Raw genomic sequence first — 13,511 nt, forward strand, 5'->3', positions numbered from 1 at the left:
CGGATTCGAACCGGCATTCTCAGCTTGGAAGGCTGATGCTCTACCATTGAACTACGTCCGCCTCTGGCCCTTCCGTCATCGGAAAGGCCCATTGGTCTCTTGGAAGGGCGTTTTTCCCTTCTCGGATATTTCTTGTCTCTCCGCCCCCTCAGGGGCGCTTTCCCCATCCGTGGAGGATGTTCTCGATCTCCTCGCGAGGGCTTTCCTGGAGGATGATCTCGATGCTGTTGTTGGCGCCGTTCCCGGCGATCGTGTGATGAGACATCGCAAGGCCTTCGAAGTAGGGGACATCCACCACTTCGCGGATCGGCCTGCCATCGGTGATCTGACCCGTGAGGCTCTCCGGCACGTCGTCCAGGCGCACGAGTTCGCTCTGCGCGCTCATCTTCCTGCAGGAGACGCGTCCCTGGAGTATCATTCTGCGTTCGAAATCGCCCTCCTCGAGTTCCATGAACGTGAGCGAGAGTGATAGCGTGAATCCGTCTTCACCGGATCCCCGGAGGACCTGGAGCTTGACCCAGTCCTGGTCCGCTTCGGCGATCTGCTCGCTGGCGTTGTTGATGGCGCGCACCAGGCTCGTGCGGTGCTCTACGGGAAGTCCCTTCATGATGGCACGGGCGAGATGATCGGTGAGGATGGGGATGTAGTTGTCGTTGCCTTCCGGAAGACCGATGTCGTAGGCGATCATTCCCATCCCTCCATGACATCCTGCCAGACGAGCGGCTCCCACCTCCCGAGAGAGGCGAGGAGATTGTTCTCCGTGATCTTGGTCGTTTCGATGACGCGCCCCTCGAACAGAGGGAAGTCGACTATCTCGGTGATGGCCTGTCCTTCGATGCCTCTTGCGATGAGAGCCTCCGGAAGACCGGAGAACAGCACGCTGTTGGCGCTGATCATAACGCCGGCCGAATACATCTCGACTGTTCCCTCGATGAGGGCCCCGTCGAGGTTCCCGTGCTCATCCTCGGTGTCGCGTATGGTGCATTCGATCGACATGCCCTCACCATCGTCTGCGGCAAGGATTCGGATGGGGGCGTTCGAGCCGTTTCCATACTGGTCGTTGCACCGGTCGTAGGCGAGGCAGATGCCGCGTATCACGCTTGGCACGAGCTCATCAGGGATCCGATCGAAGAGCATCCTGGCGACGGCGTCGATCTTGAGCAGCTCCCAGTCCGGTTCTAGTTCCTTGGGAGGGCCGATGTCGTAGGTCATGCCCATGTTCCGTTTTTTCCTTCGGTGTTCTTCGTCAGAATGGCTCTGCGATATGAGGAAGACCGGCGACGCTCGGCGACGTGCTCAGTCTCAGACGGGTGATCTCGCCCGCGATCTGGATGCCTTCGATGTGCCGTTCCCCGAGAATGTCGATATCCACATGTTCCTTCAGGAGGCCTCCGATCGCGATACCATTGCTCCAGGTCAGGGGCATTCCCATCAGGGTTAGTCCCGCCTCGTGGATGACCCATCCCCTGTCCTTGTCCTCGATCTCTCCCGTCAGCCTGTATGTCCCGCTGGGCTCGTCTCCATGGAGGAGAAGCGTCACACGCCTTCCCGATTGCCAGCCGCGCGCGATCGTCTCGAGCGTCTGCCAGCAGTGCCGAGTGGCGAGGTCCTCGTATTTCAAGCGTATCGTCCTCACCAGCGTGGCCCTGTCCTCGATCGCTATGCGTGACATTATCTCGGAGGCGACGCGCATGGTCCTGTAGATGCTCTCGTCGAAGGGGCGGACGGGTTCGGCGCCTATGTCGAGGCCGTCGCGGATGCTAGATGGCATCCCGTGGACTCCCTGTCGGAGGAGCGTCTCGCTGGTCTCCGCCCTCCTCGATCGGCTCACCGTCCTCGTCGACATCGTAGAAGAATCCCGGCTGGACATGGTCCTCTGCCATGTTTGGCCGGTCTTCCGGACATGGTTCATCTCCCTCTTGCGATGACCCCCCGGTATCGGGCTCCTGTGATGCGCGGCCGTATGTCGGGGTTTCCAGACATCGCGTGGACTGGCAGGCCGAGAGCGCCAGCGGAAGGATGATGACGGAGATCTCGAGACCCTTCATGGCGTCTGTCCTTGTTCCTGATTGGCAGTTGGGGAATTCAATTCGTCCAGTTCGAGGAGCGTCTGTTCCGCGGGTGTGAGTTCGGGATTCAGGGATCCGCCCGAGCGCTTGACGTCGATGCTCTGCACGCAGTCCGTGCTTCTCGATCCGATCATCCATTCCCGGGATATGGTGAACTGCTCCATCGTCCACGGACCTCCGCGCTCGTGGTACCAGTCCATCATGTCCGCGTATGCTCTCATCGCATTCTCGAATGGAACGCGCTGTTCCTGCAGCGCGTCGCCGATCTCGGCCAGCCTGCGTCCCATGGGCGCCAGGGGCATCAGGGGTTCCTCATCGGCATCACGTTCCAGGAGTCTCCCCGGATCGCTCGAGGCCAGATCTCTATCCGATTGCCTGATCCGGATGATCGTCCGCTCTTCGAGCCCGATCATCCGGATCAGGCTCGATGTACGGAGGTAGTCCGAGCGTTCCGACGGGATCGTCGGATATGCGCTGCCTGAGCGTCTGCGGCAGATGCCCTTCTATGATGATGTCGCCTTCGCGGTATCCCCATTCGCGTCCTTCGATCACGAGATCGATGAGAACGGTCTGCGAACCGTCATCGATGCCCCTGCTGCGGAGCTCGATTCCGGTCCATCCGCCTCCGAACCCGCCATTGTCGAGGTCCGTGAGCTGGAGGGGCAGGAAGTTCCGTACGCTCACCGGGGACGAGCCACCGCGCCACATGTCCTGCAATCCGACATGGAGCTGAGCCTGAAATATCTGCACTCCGACGGGATGCAGGCGTGTCAGGACTTTCCACGCCATCTCGGTGGCGCGATATCGGACCTTATTCATTCGAAGTCCTTGGTCCTCCCCGCCACGCCGAGTTCGTCGACGATGGCCTGTTCGCTGTCATCGCGCTGGTTGGGCTGGAAGTAGTATTTGGCGTTGTTGCGACAGAGGTGGCTGAACATGGTCTCGCGTTTCTCGATCTCCCGGTCGTCCGCTCCCATGGGGTTGCTTCCGTCATAGCAGAGCGAGATCTTGACCAGGTCGCCCTTGTCACGTGAACTGGGCGCCAGGACGTCCTTGATGACATCGATCTCGAAGCGCTGGAGATCGGCCTCATCGGCCGGATATGCCGCATCGATCTCGGCGTCGTAGAACTCCTGCGAGTTTCCGTCGGCGTCTTCGCCCTCGTAGGTGAGGATGACGTTCGCATTCGCCTTGAAACGGTTCATTGTGTTCTCCTTCAGATGATGACAATCGACATGATGATGGCGAGCACCAGTCCGGCCAGCAGTCCGTCGAAACCCTGCTTGGCTCGACGGGCCGTTCCGTATCGGGCTCGGTGATAGGATCTGCGGTAGGCGTTTCTGCAGGTCCTGTAGCTCATGCTTCCACCCCGATGAGGCCGAGCATCGTGATGCCTTGATCCGTGAGCCAGGCCTCGTGTCCCGATCCGTTCCGCGATGGTTCGGGTTCAAGGACCAGACCTTCGCTTTCGAGCTCCAGGAGTACGGTCTCGTCATCGTGGACCGCATAGGGGCCACTGGGCCTGTCCCTTCTGACGTCCTCGAGGCAGCGTAGCGCCTGGGTTCCGATCTGATCGGGATCGAGATGCGTCATTTTTTTCCTCCTTCACGGATGCCTTTCCTCCTTCGTGAAACTGGCGGATTTGCAGCTCGTCGTAATTTCAGGATAGAATTCGGAAATGGATGGTTGATTCTACAAATGACCGGTCTCTTCCGGTCCTTACGGGGAAGCGAGTAACATGAGCGGACGAGGTATCCTGATAGTCGAGGACGAAGTCCTCATCTCGATGAGTCTCGAGGACGCTCTGCATGACTGGGGGTACGATGTGGTCGGCATCGCCCCCACGCTTGACGCGGCCTTCGGGAAGCTCTCATCGACTTCCTTCTGCGCTGCCATCCTCGATATAAATCTCGGTCGCGATCTGGTATGGCCGTTCGCCCGTGCCCTCATGGGCAGGGGGATAGGCTTCACGTTCCTGAGTTCCGATTGCGAGCGCGACGACTTTCCGTCCGATCTCGCTGGTGCTCACCGCATGTGCAAGCCCTTCGAGGAACGCCATCTGCAGGTGGTAATGAGGTCTCTCGTCCTTCCTCGTTGCGCCTGATCAGCCGATCGCCCGCGAGTTGATCCCGAACTGGCAGAGCAGTCCGGTCTCCAGCCATTCCAGCATGAAGTCGACTCCGGAGTTTGAGCTCATCCGCTTCATCAGCTGATGCCCGCTGCCGCTGTCTCCCGGGACTATCGGCACACCCGAATCCTCGCTCCATGTGAAGGTGAGAATGCCCTCCTTCTCCTGGCATTCGATCCTGACCGTTCCCTGGTCCTCGGAGAGGGCTCCGTATTTGAGGGCATTGGTCGAGAGTTCGCCGAAGATGAGGGCCATGGTCGCCAGGGCCTGTGGCCCTACGGTCGCCTCCGGCATCCCGGAGATAGTCACCTGCCTGCTTCTGCCCGTGGCCGCCAGGATGGACTGGATGGCCTCGTTCAATTCCACCGGCTGGTTGTCCCGTGCCGAGAGGATGTCCTGTGAGGTCGAGAGGCTCATCATCCGTCGGTTGAAGGATTCCATGAAGCCCTTGGTGTCATTGTGATCTCTGGCGGTCATGGCGGCCAGAGATCTGATCGCGGTGATCTGGTTCTTCAGGCGATGCCGCATCTCCCGTGAGATGAGGTCCCGCTCCTCCGCGGTGTTCCTCGCCTCCTCGAGCATGGCCTGGGACTGCATCTGCTCGTTCCGGATGCGCGTTATGTCGCGTGACACGGCGAGGGCGCCGCTGACGCCCTTCTCGTCTTCGATGCTGGTCACGGTCACATCCCACCATGCATCCTGACCGTTGCGCGGTCGATACGCCTCGAAGCGGTGCCGCCTCCCGTCGAGCGCCTCCTCGAGTCCGATCTGGACACTGGTCCGCGCCGTCTCGGGCCATTGCATGACCCAGCCTTCGTCCGTCTCCTCCTGGTCTCCGCAAGGGTTAGCATCGGAGGAGTTGGTGGCGATGACCCGCCCGTCCATGCCGATGATCTCCACGCAGTCACTGCTGCGCATCAGGGCTTCTTCTATTCTGTTCATTCTTTTCCGTCCGGATTCACTTGCTTTATGGATAACCAGCGTCGGGTCGTTCTGCAATCGTGTCATCTTTCGAATTTAACCTGGACGTGCTTTCCCATCCATGTCGTGCCGCGATTGCACTTCGATATCCTCAGACCTTCGAAGGGTCTGATCCGACCTCCTCGACCATCCGTCATGTTGACGGCGAACATCTCCTCGGCGTCACCTCCCATGTCGATGCCCTGCTGCAGGACGATCGGCAGCTTGGCGAGCTTGACCATCAGCCAGCCGTTCTGGAAGTAGATGCTCTCGTTCAGGTATCCGACGGCGGACATCCGGGATTGCCCGCGTCCCTCGATGCCGAGGACGGGTGGGTGGATGGAACCGGCCTCGCCCGTCCGGTTCGTGCTGTGGAAGACCAGACGATGTCGCATGATGGCGTCGATCACATCTTCACGAACGTCTTCCGGGATCGTTGAGAGTATCTTCTCCGCGACCGGATCTGCCTTCACGGGGTCCAAGGCGCGGACAGGTCGTCCGGGATCGTCGACGATGGGGCAGGAAGCGAGGTCCTGCAGGCTTATCTTGCGTTCGGCGTCGGAAACGGGAGGCTTCAGCGATTCCGGCCAGCAGGTGAATCCCTTGTCGTTGTTGACATAGGTGAGCTTGACGAAGGGAGGGGTCTTGCGCCCCTTGTTCGGGAGCATCAGGCGGAAGGTGAAGTCCCCGCCGCTCTGCGGGCAGATACCGCATGGATCCGCGAACCTGATCCTGGCCCACCCGGGCGCATGGGAGAGGTCGTCGGTGTGCTCCATGACGCCTTCGAGATATCGGCGCAGGAGATCGAGGAGTATCCATCGCATCCCGTTTCCGAGACGCGGCCACAGCATGGCGAACTTGGGTTCCGCGATGAGTGGCAGATCGGAGGCGAAGCCGAGGACCGTTCTCGACTGCCGGATCGTCCAGCCATGGGCCCTTATGGCCTCTTCGACGGGGATCATGGGCAGGCCTCTATCTCCACCTGCTTCCCGTCCGTGAGATCGATCACGATGATACCGTCCCTTGCGGCGATGCTGCTGATCCCCTTCCATCCGATGACGAACTCGTCGGCGATCTCGACTCCGTTGTCGTCCATCAGGAACTCCTCGCGACGTGCCGGGAGCATCTCGCCGTCCGGCCCCTTCACTATGGTCTGGGATGGCCTGCCGTCATCGGCCTGGCCGGCGATGGAGTAGAGGTGCTCCAGCGCCGACAGGAAGGCGTTCTTCATGGTCATGATGCTCATTGGATGTCCTTGTCGCAGATGCGGAGAAGGCGGCCGTGGCCGCCTTCTCGTGATTGATGGTCGTGTGTGGAGGAGGGCTCATCCGTATCCGTGATGCTGCTGTCCCATGACCTGATAGGCTGCCCGATTCATCTTCAGCCTGGCCTTGGCGATCACCCCTCCTGTCTCCTGTCCTTCGACGGCCAGACCGTCATCTCCGTATTCGATTCGACGAGGGTTTCTCTCCAGGAGGAGGTCGCGTTCTCTGCCCTCGCTATGCCACCTGAGCTTCTTTCCGTCCATGGTCTCGAATTCCATGAATCTCATGTCGGGGCGAGACCTGTGTCCCTTTCCGATGCTCTGGACGTTTCTTCCGGAATGATGAACGGTAGGGCCCATGATCCCGTTCGTGTCGTTGTATCCGAGCAGCTGGAGACCCTTGACCTGGTCTCCTTCCTTCATGCCCTGATCGCTCATGTCGTAGCGCTCGTAGAGTCCCTTCATCTCTCCTGGGCGATACTTGACCATGTGATCCATGCTCCGGTGGTAGGAGGGAGCCGGATACTTCATCTCGGGGTTGTTCTCCTTCCAGGCCGGCACCTCGACGTAGAGTCCTTCCTTGTCACACTTGATGAACTGGTGGGCCCTGCCTTCCTTGTCGAAGTGGACGCCTTCAGGATGATCGGTGAGACCTGCATCACGTTCTGGTCCTTCCGCATGCCAGTTGACCCGGCGCGGATTGTTCCGATCGAGCTTCGCGAAGGAGCGGATACCGGAGTGGATCCTGCCCTCGTTGTCGAGAGTCGAATCCTTCCAGCTGACGACTCTGTCACCCGGCTTCAGTCCGCCGTCGCGCATATCTAGGGACTTTCCGACCTTGGCGACGTGGCCCGGCCGATGCCTGGTCCCGTTCGCCTCGACGTAGAGACCCTCCTCGTCCCTTTCGACGACGTAGGAATTAAGGAGTGCGCGGTTGTGCCTGGGATGCTGCTTGCGCGCCTCGGCCTTTTCGGCTTCGAGGGCCCGTCTGGCCTCTGATGGAGGTGCTGCCATGTCGTTCATCGGAAGGTCCGCCATATGAAGGTGTGGATCGTTCCGAATTGTGCACCTTGCCCTTGTTGGGGTCAATGCATTTGAGGATGGATCAGGCGGCCATCGAAAGCGGGATGGCCAGGGTGGCCGGAATGCCGGCACTGATTCGCAGGTGCTCGATCGTTCCGGTGACGACGAGCATTCCCGGTCTGGCGATGACGCCGACGGGTTCGTCGATGCCTATCCAGCGGCACTGGTCGCAGGCGTCGGCATCGACGCAGATGTCGATCTCGGTGAATGCGATGTGTCCGGTCTCGGTCAGGAAATCGCCCAGATCACGATGTCCGTCATCGGGATGGAATACACCCGCATGGCTGGACTTGACCCCGGTCACACGACCCCATGAGCCTGTCTCGGGGTCCTCGAGTTCGAGCGTATAACCGTTGTGGGGATCGATTCCTCTTGCCTCCAGTGCCGCGAGAAGACGCTGGAAGAGCCCCGGCTTGAGATAGCGCCCGGGATCCCCGATCTGGTATCTGTTGTCCTGCTTGACAGGATGCACGGCGATGCCTCCGCTTGCCAGACTGGCATTGTCCCTCATTCGGTCCGGATTTGCCATCCTGATTTTCCCTTCCTCTGGATCATTCGCCCTCACCCATGGCGATGACGCTCCATCGCTAGGTCCTGGAAGTCGCTCCATGTCGCTATCCACCATGGATCCTCGCCGGCGGGTGGCTCCTCGATCGGGACGAGATCACCCCAGACGGTCAGCCTCGTCGTTCCTTCGTTCGGTCGGTCGACTGCGGAGGAGATGAGCAGATCAGCGATGTCAGCCGGACAGTCCATCACCTCGGCGAGAGATCGTCCGACGATCCCGGTCCTCGTGGTGTCGGTCATGGGCTGGACATCGAGACTCGAGTAGGTTCCGCGCGCACGGATCTTCAGACCGTTTCCGAACCGCAGCATCTTTACCTCGAGATGGAGACCCGTCTTTTCTCCGAGGAGATGTTCCTCCCTTTCTTCGGGTCTCCATGCCGGGCTCCGGGATTCCTTGACGATCTCCTCGGGGCTGTAGGAACTCCTGTCGATCGCGAACCCGACGAGCGGGTGGACGCCTGTCGCCCAGAGCGGTGGCGGCCCCTGGAAGCGGTCATGGGCGTGCTGCAGTGCCAAGTGTGCGCGTGCCAGAACGCCGAGGATGTGCTCGATCCGATCGATCTCCATCGCGCAGTCCTCGTCCAGGTGTTCCGGACCGGGGCTCATCGTGAGAGGCCACAGTGGAAGACGCGGAGTCTCCACATGGATGTTCACGTGCGCTATGCGGTTCTCGATCGTCGCGAACGACGGGTCGAGACCGACTTCGTCGCAGACCCTTTTTGCCGTGGCATCGAGGATCGTCTGTATTTCCTTCATGCGATGCTCCTCCGGATGCGGACCAAAAAAAAGCGAGCCACATCGGCTCGCAGGTCTCGTGTTTTTCCTTCTCAGGACCCGGTGTCGGTATTGATGCCCGCACTGGTCATGACGCGTGCCATCAGTTCGAACGCCTCCTCCATGTCGATGGTGGGGCTGCGGATGCTGAGTTCCGTGCTTTCCCGTGAGAGGACATGTCCCGTGATGATCGCTTCCACTTCGTCGAATCCCGGAATGGAGATGAGCTGGTGCAGGGGACCGTTCTTCTTGGATGTGAGGACCGTCTCCGGGATGCGCCTGTTCACCCGTAGTCGGTCGTTGGTCATCCGACCGACATCTCCGAGCCTGAACTCGGGGATCAGGATGCGCTTCCCCGGAAGTCGGAACTCCTCGTGAGGCCTGTCGGCCCCCCGCCATCTGAGCTTCTCGTCGTTCTTCCGGTGTTTCCAGCCGCGTGGAGTTATCGTTGCGGCACAGCGTCTGCTCACTGGATACCCGAGATGATCCCTTACGCTCTTCCAGCCGGCACTTCCGTCTTCCGCCCTGTAGGTCGCGATGAGTGCGGCCGAAGTCGCATGGATGGTGAGATTCCTCCGCTCTTCGATGACGCTGGCTGCTGCCGCCTCGAAGCTGGTCATGGCCAACTCCAAGGCCTTTTCTGCATCATTTCCGTCGAACGGGATGTTGCCGAAGTCGAGATCGACGTCGATTCGGGAGAGATCCCTGATGAGCCGAATCGTGAGTCCCTTGGCTATGCGGTCACCGTGATCCCAGCACTGGGTCCAGATGGTCTCCACGTCGAGTCCCATGTGGGCCGGAGGGAGGCACCGATCGGCGGCCTTTCTCACTGCATCCTCGGCGAAGGAGGGATCGAAGGGAGGCTCGAACTCCCCCTCCTCCTCAGCCATTCGTCGTCAGCCTCTCGATGAGGGCCTTCTTCTTCGCGTCGGTCTGTCCGTTGCGCTTCCACAGCTTCTTGACGCTTCGCGAGATCTTCATCTCCTGCCAGGTGCTCTTGGAGAGGGATCGCCCGTTCGCCCTCAGGCTGCCGTAGCTTGCGGCCTTGAAGACGTCGTCTGCCGCCTCGATGGAGCTGTCGCACTCGACGGTGAAGGAATCGGGGTTGTCACGGACTCGTTCGAGATAGATCCTCACCAGTTCGGTATCCTCGGGATATCTGCGGCGATGGATGAGGTTCCCGATGGTGAGCGGGAGGACGATCACCGGCAGCACGAAGACCAGGATGATCAGACCGAGGAAGGCGATCAGCTCGAGGATGATGTTCATTTGCGTTTTTCCTTCGTTATGCGGTCGTTTTCCGTCCACCGGTCGATGTCGATGAAGGCGGCCTCCCCGCGTTTATAGGAGGCGATGTCGATCCAACTCCGGTTCCCCCATGTCAGCGGCTCCTTCAGGATCGTGTGGCCATGGAAGACGTGATCGATGTTCTCCACGATGTCCGAGGGGCGGGGCCGTGACCTGCTTGCGTGTTCGTGCTTGATGCGTCGGATCTCATCGCGCTCCCACATGGCGTCGCTGGCGATGAAGCCGTCCGGACCCTGCTCCTGCAGAATGCCGGTGAACGGGTTCCAGTCGAGCCTGCCGTGGATGCGTCGCACCTCACCATGGACGATACCGATCCTGTTGCCGGCGGGAGTTGTGATGGTGAGCGCTATGGGTGCCCCGCAGACGGCGGCGACGATTCTGCGCCCGCGCCGGTCCATGAGGAGGTTGCCGTCCGCATCCCTGTCGTCATCATCCCCGTCTCCGTCCTGCGGGAGATGATCGAGGATCCAGCTGCCGCCGTTCCTTATGAGATCGACCGGACTGATGCCTCCGTTCCTGGGACGCACGGCATCCTCGAGCATCTGCTCGTGATTGCCCTTGACGAAGACGAGGTTGTCCGTATGCCGATCGATGAACTTGGCGACCTTCGTCGTGTGATCTCCTCGGTCCAGCCAGTCCCCGAGACCGATCATGCGATCTCCGGCCTCGTGATCGTAGTCGACCTTTTTCATGGCACGCCGGATCGGATCGATGTTCCCGTGGACGTCTCCGAACACGAAGATCCTCCGTGCGGATCCGTAGTCCAGTTCGATATGGGCGGACTGCTGCTCGAACGTGGCCGCGGCGTATGCGGGCTCGTCCTTGTTGTTCATTGCTCTTTTCCTGTCACATGGTCATCCATGAATCATCGAAGCCGTCGGGCGCCTCCGCCATTGCCTCCTCGCTCGGATGCAGGGTCATGCTCAGAACCGTCTCTCCATCATGATCGATGATGCGTCGGACACTCTGGATGAGGACATCCTCGTTTCCCTCGATGAACGGCGCATCGACCACCTCACCGATCCTCCTTCCCGGAAGTGCCAGCGTCACCGCTTCGGGCAGTGGCCGCTTGATCTCCAGTCTCACCGTGCGATCGGTCTGGTTCGAGAACAGCTTCACATCGCGCGACGCGTTCTGGATCCCGGCGCACACCGCGTATCCGTCTATGAAATACCATTCGCCGACATCGACGCCCTTCGGCGGGTGAAGCGTATTCATGTATGCCGCTTCACCTTGTATCGAGAGATCGCATCCCTCCTTTTCGAGCCATCTCTTCGTGACCGAGTGGATCGTATGCGTCCAGGGGTCTCTCTCGCAGGTTCCCCGGTGCGATAGCATGGCACGATATCGACGCGTCGCACGGATGGACCGCTCGACATAGGATCTGAAGAGATGTTCGCCCTCGAATGCGTCACGTGGCTGCTGGATCTCGCTATGCCTGTCGGCCCTCCTGCGAAGGAGTTCCTTGAGATTGACGGTCTCCTTGGGTTCGATGTTAGTCGGCGTCGAAAGGACTAGCGTGACGTTCTTGCGGCATTCGTTGGATGGCGCGCTGCGCACGAGTGTCACGGATGATTCGTTGGTCCTCTCGATTGAGATGTCATGATGCTCGAGTCCGGCATCACGGAATCGCCGGGATATCTCGGCGTCGAGATCGGTGGCGAAGTCGCCCGTGCGGCGATCTGCTTCCTGGATCTTCATCGTCTTTTCCACCACTCCTTCCTGGCAGGAACCGCCTCGTATCTCCGCTCGGGCCAGAGAAGCGCTGTAAGATCCCCGCCGAACACGCATCCGGTGTCGATGGCGATGACGTTGTTCAATTCGCGTGGGGCGTCGTGGACCACATGACCATGCACGACGGTGGCCTCACCCGTGTATTCCTCCGCCCAGTCGATCGAGAGCGGGTATCCATCCGCATCGACGCCGCCGCATTCGGATGGCTTTCCGTAGAGGGCGAAGCTGTGCGCTCCCCCTGTCATGCGGCCTTGATACTCCTCATCGATGCCGGCATGGGCGACGACGAGACGCCCACCGTCCAGAAGATAGTGTGCTTCTGCAGAGAGCATCCATGCTCCCCAGTCCGCACGCTCCTCATGAGTCATGCCAGCGAACTCGTCGATGGTCGGCTGTTGTCCCGGACCGACCTTGACATCCCTGCCGTTCAACCATTTCCCGATCTTGGCGTCGTGGTTGCCGAGGACACGCAGACCTCCTTGCTCCTCCAGGCGGCGAGCCATTCGCATGACGGCCAGATTCATGGGTCCGCGATCGACCAGGTCCCCGAGCAGGACGGTCCTCCGCCCGCTCTCGTGCTTGCGGATGGAGGTGTGGAACTCGTCAGGACCGCCTTGCTCCCATCCGCTCTCCATGTAGCCCAGCCTCTCGAGGAGATCCCCGAATTCCAGCGCGCATCCATGGATGTCACCGATCAGGTCGAAAGGTCCCTCGTCGCTGCGCCTGTCGAGAGCCATCGGCGCGAAGCGACAGGGAAGATCGATCCGTTCGGCGCATGCCTCCCACTTGTCTTCCAGGACATACGGGACGAAGCCCTTCTTGCGCGCGCGCGATGCTATCGCCTTGACGGTCTTCTCGTATGGCAGTGCCATCGTGACCATGAGACGCGGATTGGAATCCAGGAGTTCTCCCAGCTTCACCAGCGACTCATCGGGTCTCTGTGCGTCCCATTCGTAGATCACCGGCTCGCCCCAGAGAGACATTGCCTTCAGGACCTCTGCGCGGTTTCCGTCGGGGAGTGTCGACATGACGACCGATCGTTCACAAGGCGTGGTGGTCGTCATGGATTTTTCCCTTCTAATGCTTGGTCGATACTCCTGTCCCGTCACGGGAGGAATCATCGAAGAGGTCCTCGACACTCTGGCCGAGGACCCTCGATATTCTCATTGCACTGCGCAGCTTCGGAAGCCCGGCTCCGCGTTCTATCGTGTTTATGGCCTGACGCGACAATCCCACCTTGTCACCGAGCGCTCCCTGGGAGAGACCGGCATCCTGCCGCGCCTGGATCATGAGGGTCCGTGTCTCGCCCATTTCGGCGTCAGGCCGCCTTGGCGACAGGGATCCGAATCTTGGCGAGAATCACGTCCGACAGGTCCGCTACGCCTTCGAGACCGGCGAACTCGCCGCAGTTGACGATGACGTCATGCTCGTCCTCGACGCCGGCCACCATCGAATACAGACCCAGCGAGTCGATATCCATGTCCTCGAACCTGGTCGCTCCGTCCAGCGGGCACCGGGTGCCTTGTTCCCGAAGATGCCGATGGATGCTCTCGATTACCGCTTCCTTCATGTTCCCCTCCTGCTTGCCTTGTGGGAGCGATGTTTGTGCATCAGAAGCAAGTGG

The 13,511-nt window shown here is 60.3% G+C and carries 22 protein-coding genes; 1 reads left to right on the forward strand and 21 read right to left on the reverse strand.

Annotated elements, in window-relative coordinates; genetic code table 11:
* Positions 1-148 precede the first annotated feature (148 nt).
* The 8 genes from Q0602_RS09385 to Q0602_RS09420 form a co-directional block, all read right to left on the reverse strand.
* Positions 149-688, reverse strand: coding sequence for a hypothetical protein (locus Q0602_RS09385; protein WP_298842037.1), 540 nt, complete (start codon positions 686-688; stop codon positions 149-151).
* Positions 685-1,212, reverse strand: a complete 528-nt coding sequence (locus tag Q0602_RS09390; RefSeq protein ID WP_298842039.1) for a hypothetical protein — start codon at positions 1,210-1,212, stop codon at positions 685-687. Before Q0602_RS09390 ends, Q0602_RS09385 begins: the two co-directional genes overlap by 4 nt.
* Before the next feature lie 34 nt (positions 1,213-1,246).
* Positions 1,247-1,846: a hypothetical protein gene (locus Q0602_RS09395; RefSeq protein WP_298842041.1), complete on the reverse strand. Its 600-nt coding sequence runs from the start codon at positions 1,844-1,846 to the stop codon at positions 1,247-1,249.
* Between the two features lie 198 nt (positions 1,847-2,044).
* Positions 2,045-2,371: a hypothetical protein gene (locus Q0602_RS09400; RefSeq protein ID WP_298842042.1), complete on the reverse strand. Its 327-nt coding sequence runs from the start codon at positions 2,369-2,371 to the stop codon at positions 2,045-2,047.
* A gap of 61 nt (positions 2,372-2,432) precedes the next feature.
* Positions 2,433-2,888 carry a hypothetical protein gene (locus Q0602_RS09405; RefSeq protein WP_298842043.1) on the reverse strand — a complete coding sequence of 152 codons (456 nt, stop codon included), beginning with the start codon at positions 2,886-2,888 and terminating at the stop codon, positions 2,433-2,435.
* Positions 2,885-3,274 (reverse strand): hypothetical protein, encoded by a 390-nt coding sequence (locus Q0602_RS09410; protein ID WP_298842044.1) that lies wholly within the window; start codon positions 3,272-3,274, stop codon positions 2,885-2,887. The genes Q0602_RS09405 and Q0602_RS09410 overlap by 4 nt, the downstream gene beginning before the upstream one ends.
* Before the next feature lie 11 nt (positions 3,275-3,285).
* Positions 3,286-3,429 (reverse strand): hypothetical protein, encoded by a 144-nt coding sequence (locus Q0602_RS09415; RefSeq protein WP_298842045.1) that lies wholly within the window; start codon positions 3,427-3,429, stop codon positions 3,286-3,288.
* Positions 3,426-3,662, reverse strand: coding sequence for a hypothetical protein (locus tag Q0602_RS09420; RefSeq protein ID WP_298842046.1), 237 nt, complete (start codon positions 3,660-3,662; stop codon positions 3,426-3,428). The genes Q0602_RS09415 and Q0602_RS09420 overlap by 4 nt, the downstream gene beginning before the upstream one ends.
* Before the next feature lie 145 nt (positions 3,663-3,807).
* On the opposite strand from Q0602_RS09420, the gene Q0602_RS09425 reads away from it, so the two are divergent.
* A complete protein-coding gene (locus Q0602_RS09425) occupies positions 3,808-4,173 on the forward strand; it encodes a hypothetical protein (RefSeq protein ID WP_298842048.1) in 366 nt (121 codons plus the stop codon).
* Here the strand turns inward: Q0602_RS09425 and Q0602_RS09430 are convergent, their stop codons facing one another.
* The 13 genes from Q0602_RS09430 to Q0602_RS09490 all read right to left on the reverse strand — a co-directional run bounded on the left by Q0602_RS09430 (position 4,174) and on the right by Q0602_RS09490 (position 13,457).
* On the reverse strand, positions 4,174-5,139 hold the full coding sequence (locus Q0602_RS09430; protein WP_298842050.1) for an HWE histidine kinase domain-containing protein: 966 nt from the start codon (positions 5,137-5,139) through the stop codon (positions 4,174-4,176).
* Positions 5,140-5,201: 62 nt separating this feature from the next.
* Positions 5,202-6,119 (reverse strand): hypothetical protein, encoded by a 918-nt coding sequence (locus tag Q0602_RS09435; RefSeq protein ID WP_298842053.1) that lies wholly within the window; start codon positions 6,117-6,119, stop codon positions 5,202-5,204.
* Positions 6,116-6,403 carry a hypothetical protein gene (locus tag Q0602_RS09440; protein WP_298842054.1) on the reverse strand — a complete coding sequence of 96 codons (288 nt, stop codon included), beginning with the start codon at positions 6,401-6,403 and terminating at the stop codon, positions 6,116-6,118. Before Q0602_RS09440 ends, Q0602_RS09435 begins: the two co-directional genes overlap by 4 nt.
* Positions 6,404-6,481: 78 nt before the next feature.
* Positions 6,482-7,444 carry a hypothetical protein gene (locus Q0602_RS09445; protein ID WP_298842055.1) on the reverse strand — a complete coding sequence of 321 codons (963 nt, stop codon included), beginning with the start codon at positions 7,442-7,444 and terminating at the stop codon, positions 6,482-6,484.
* An 82-nt stretch (positions 7,445-7,526) separates the two neighbouring features.
* Positions 7,527-8,033, reverse strand: a complete 507-nt coding sequence (locus Q0602_RS09450; protein WP_298842063.1) for a hypothetical protein — start codon at positions 8,031-8,033, stop codon at positions 7,527-7,529.
* A gap of 32 nt (positions 8,034-8,065) precedes the next feature.
* On the reverse strand, positions 8,066-8,638 hold the full coding sequence (locus tag Q0602_RS09455; RefSeq protein ID WP_298842064.1) for a hypothetical protein: 573 nt from the start codon (positions 8,636-8,638) through the stop codon (positions 8,066-8,068).
* Between the two features lie 260 nt (positions 8,639-8,898).
* Positions 8,899-9,735 (reverse strand): hypothetical protein, encoded by an 837-nt coding sequence (locus tag Q0602_RS09460; protein WP_298842065.1) that lies wholly within the window; start codon positions 9,733-9,735, stop codon positions 8,899-8,901.
* Positions 9,728-10,114: a hypothetical protein gene (locus tag Q0602_RS09465; RefSeq protein WP_298842066.1), complete on the reverse strand. Its 387-nt coding sequence runs from the start codon at positions 10,112-10,114 to the stop codon at positions 9,728-9,730. The genes Q0602_RS09460 and Q0602_RS09465 overlap by 8 nt, the downstream gene beginning before the upstream one ends.
* Positions 10,111-10,986 (reverse strand): metallophosphoesterase, encoded by an 876-nt coding sequence (locus tag Q0602_RS09470; RefSeq protein WP_298842067.1) that lies wholly within the window; start codon positions 10,984-10,986, stop codon positions 10,111-10,113. Before Q0602_RS09470 ends, Q0602_RS09465 begins: the two co-directional genes overlap by 4 nt.
* A 13-nt stretch (positions 10,987-10,999) precedes the next feature.
* Positions 11,000-11,854, reverse strand: coding sequence for a hypothetical protein (locus tag Q0602_RS09475; protein WP_298842068.1), 855 nt, complete (start codon positions 11,852-11,854; stop codon positions 11,000-11,002).
* On the reverse strand, positions 11,851-12,951 hold the full coding sequence (locus Q0602_RS09480) for a metallophosphoesterase (protein WP_298842069.1): 1,101 nt from the start codon (positions 12,949-12,951) through the stop codon (positions 11,851-11,853). The genes Q0602_RS09475 and Q0602_RS09480 overlap by 4 nt, the downstream gene beginning before the upstream one ends.
* A 13-nt stretch (positions 12,952-12,964) precedes the next feature.
* On the reverse strand, positions 12,965-13,198 hold the full coding sequence (locus tag Q0602_RS09485; RefSeq protein ID WP_367276954.1) for a helix-turn-helix transcriptional regulator: 234 nt from the start codon (positions 13,196-13,198) through the stop codon (positions 12,965-12,967).
* Positions 13,199-13,205: 7 nt separating this feature from the next.
* Positions 13,206-13,457 carry a phosphopantetheine-binding protein gene (locus Q0602_RS09490; protein WP_298842070.1) on the reverse strand — a complete coding sequence of 84 codons (252 nt, stop codon included), beginning with the start codon at positions 13,455-13,457 and terminating at the stop codon, positions 13,206-13,208.
* Positions 13,458-13,511: the final 54 nt, after the last annotated feature.

The organism is uncultured Salinicola sp., from assembly GCF_937921195.1.
Classification (GTDB): Bacteria; Pseudomonadota; Gammaproteobacteria; order Pseudomonadales; family Halomonadaceae; genus Salinicola.

Bases quoted from the DNA above. Each gene is read 5' to 3' on its own strand.
- Q0602_RS09395 (WP_298842041.1), bottom strand. From the start codon at position 1,846: ATGTCGACGAGGACGGTGAGCCGATCGAGGAGGGCGGAGACCAGCGAG.
- Q0602_RS09415 (WP_298842045.1), bottom strand. From the start codon at position 3,429: ATGAGCTACAGGACCTGCAGAAACGCCTACCGCAGATCCTATCACCGA.
- Q0602_RS09450 (WP_298842063.1), bottom strand. From the start codon at position 8,033: ATGGCAAATCCGGACCGAATGAGGGACAATGCCAGTCTGGCAAGCGGA.
- Q0602_RS09485 (WP_367276954.1), bottom strand. From the start codon at position 13,198: ATGGGCGAGACACGGACCCTCATGATCCAGGCGCGGCAGGATGCCGGT.
- Q0602_RS09470 (WP_298842067.1), bottom strand. From the start codon at position 10,986: ATGAACAACAAGGACGAGCCCGCATACGCCGCGGCCACGTTCGAGCAG.
- Q0602_RS09445 (WP_298842055.1), bottom strand. From the start codon at position 7,444: ATGAACGACATGGCAGCACCTCCATCAGAGGCCAGACGGGCCCTCGAA.
- Q0602_RS09400 (WP_298842042.1), bottom strand. From the start codon at position 2,371: ATGCCCCTGGCGCCCATGGGACGCAGGCTGGCCGAGATCGGCGACGCG.
- Q0602_RS09460 (WP_298842065.1), bottom strand. From the start codon at position 9,735: ATGGCTGAGGAGGAGGGGGAGTTCGAGCCTCCCTTCGATCCCTCCTTC.
- Q0602_RS09410 (WP_298842044.1), bottom strand. From the start codon at position 3,274: ATGAACCGTTTCAAGGCGAATGCGAACGTCATCCTCACCTACGAGGGC.
- Q0602_RS09440 (WP_298842054.1), bottom strand. From the start codon at position 6,403: ATGAGCATCATGACCATGAAGAACGCCTTCCTGTCGGCGCTGGAGCAC.
- Q0602_RS09405 (WP_298842043.1), bottom strand. From the start codon at position 2,888: ATGAATAAGGTCCGATATCGCGCCACCGAGATGGCGTGGAAAGTCCTG.
- Q0602_RS09455 (WP_298842064.1), bottom strand. From the start codon at position 8,638: ATGGAGATCGATCGGATCGAGCACATCCTCGGCGTTCTGGCACGCGCA.
- Q0602_RS09490 (WP_298842070.1), bottom strand. From the start codon at position 13,457: ATGAAGGAAGCGGTAATCGAGAGCATCCATCGGCATCTTCGGGAACAA.
- Q0602_RS09385 (WP_298842037.1), bottom strand. From the start codon at position 688: ATGATCGCCTACGACATCGGTCTTCCGGAAGGCAACGACAACTACATC.
- Q0602_RS09480 (WP_298842069.1), bottom strand. From the start codon at position 12,951: ATGACGACCACCACGCCTTGTGAACGATCGGTCGTCATGTCGACACTC.
- Q0602_RS09430 (WP_298842050.1), bottom strand. From the start codon at position 5,139: ATGAACAGAATAGAAGAAGCCCTGATGCGCAGCAGTGACTGCGTGGAG.
- Q0602_RS09475 (WP_298842068.1), bottom strand. From the start codon at position 11,854: ATGAAGATCCAGGAAGCAGATCGCCGCACGGGCGACTTCGCCACCGAT.
- Q0602_RS09435 (WP_298842053.1), bottom strand. From the start codon at position 6,119: ATGATCCCCGTCGAAGAGGCCATAAGGGCCCATGGCTGGACGATCCGG.
- Q0602_RS09425 (WP_298842048.1), top strand. From the start codon at position 3,808: ATGAGCGGACGAGGTATCCTGATAGTCGAGGACGAAGTCCTCATCTCG.
- Q0602_RS09465 (WP_298842066.1), bottom strand. From the start codon at position 10,114: ATGAACATCATCCTCGAGCTGATCGCCTTCCTCGGTCTGATCATCCTG.
- Q0602_RS09420 (WP_298842046.1), bottom strand. From the start codon at position 3,662: ATGACGCATCTCGATCCCGATCAGATCGGAACCCAGGCGCTACGCTGC.
- Q0602_RS09390 (WP_298842039.1), bottom strand. From the start codon at position 1,212: ATGACCTACGACATCGGCCCTCCCAAGGAACTAGAACCGGACTGGGAG.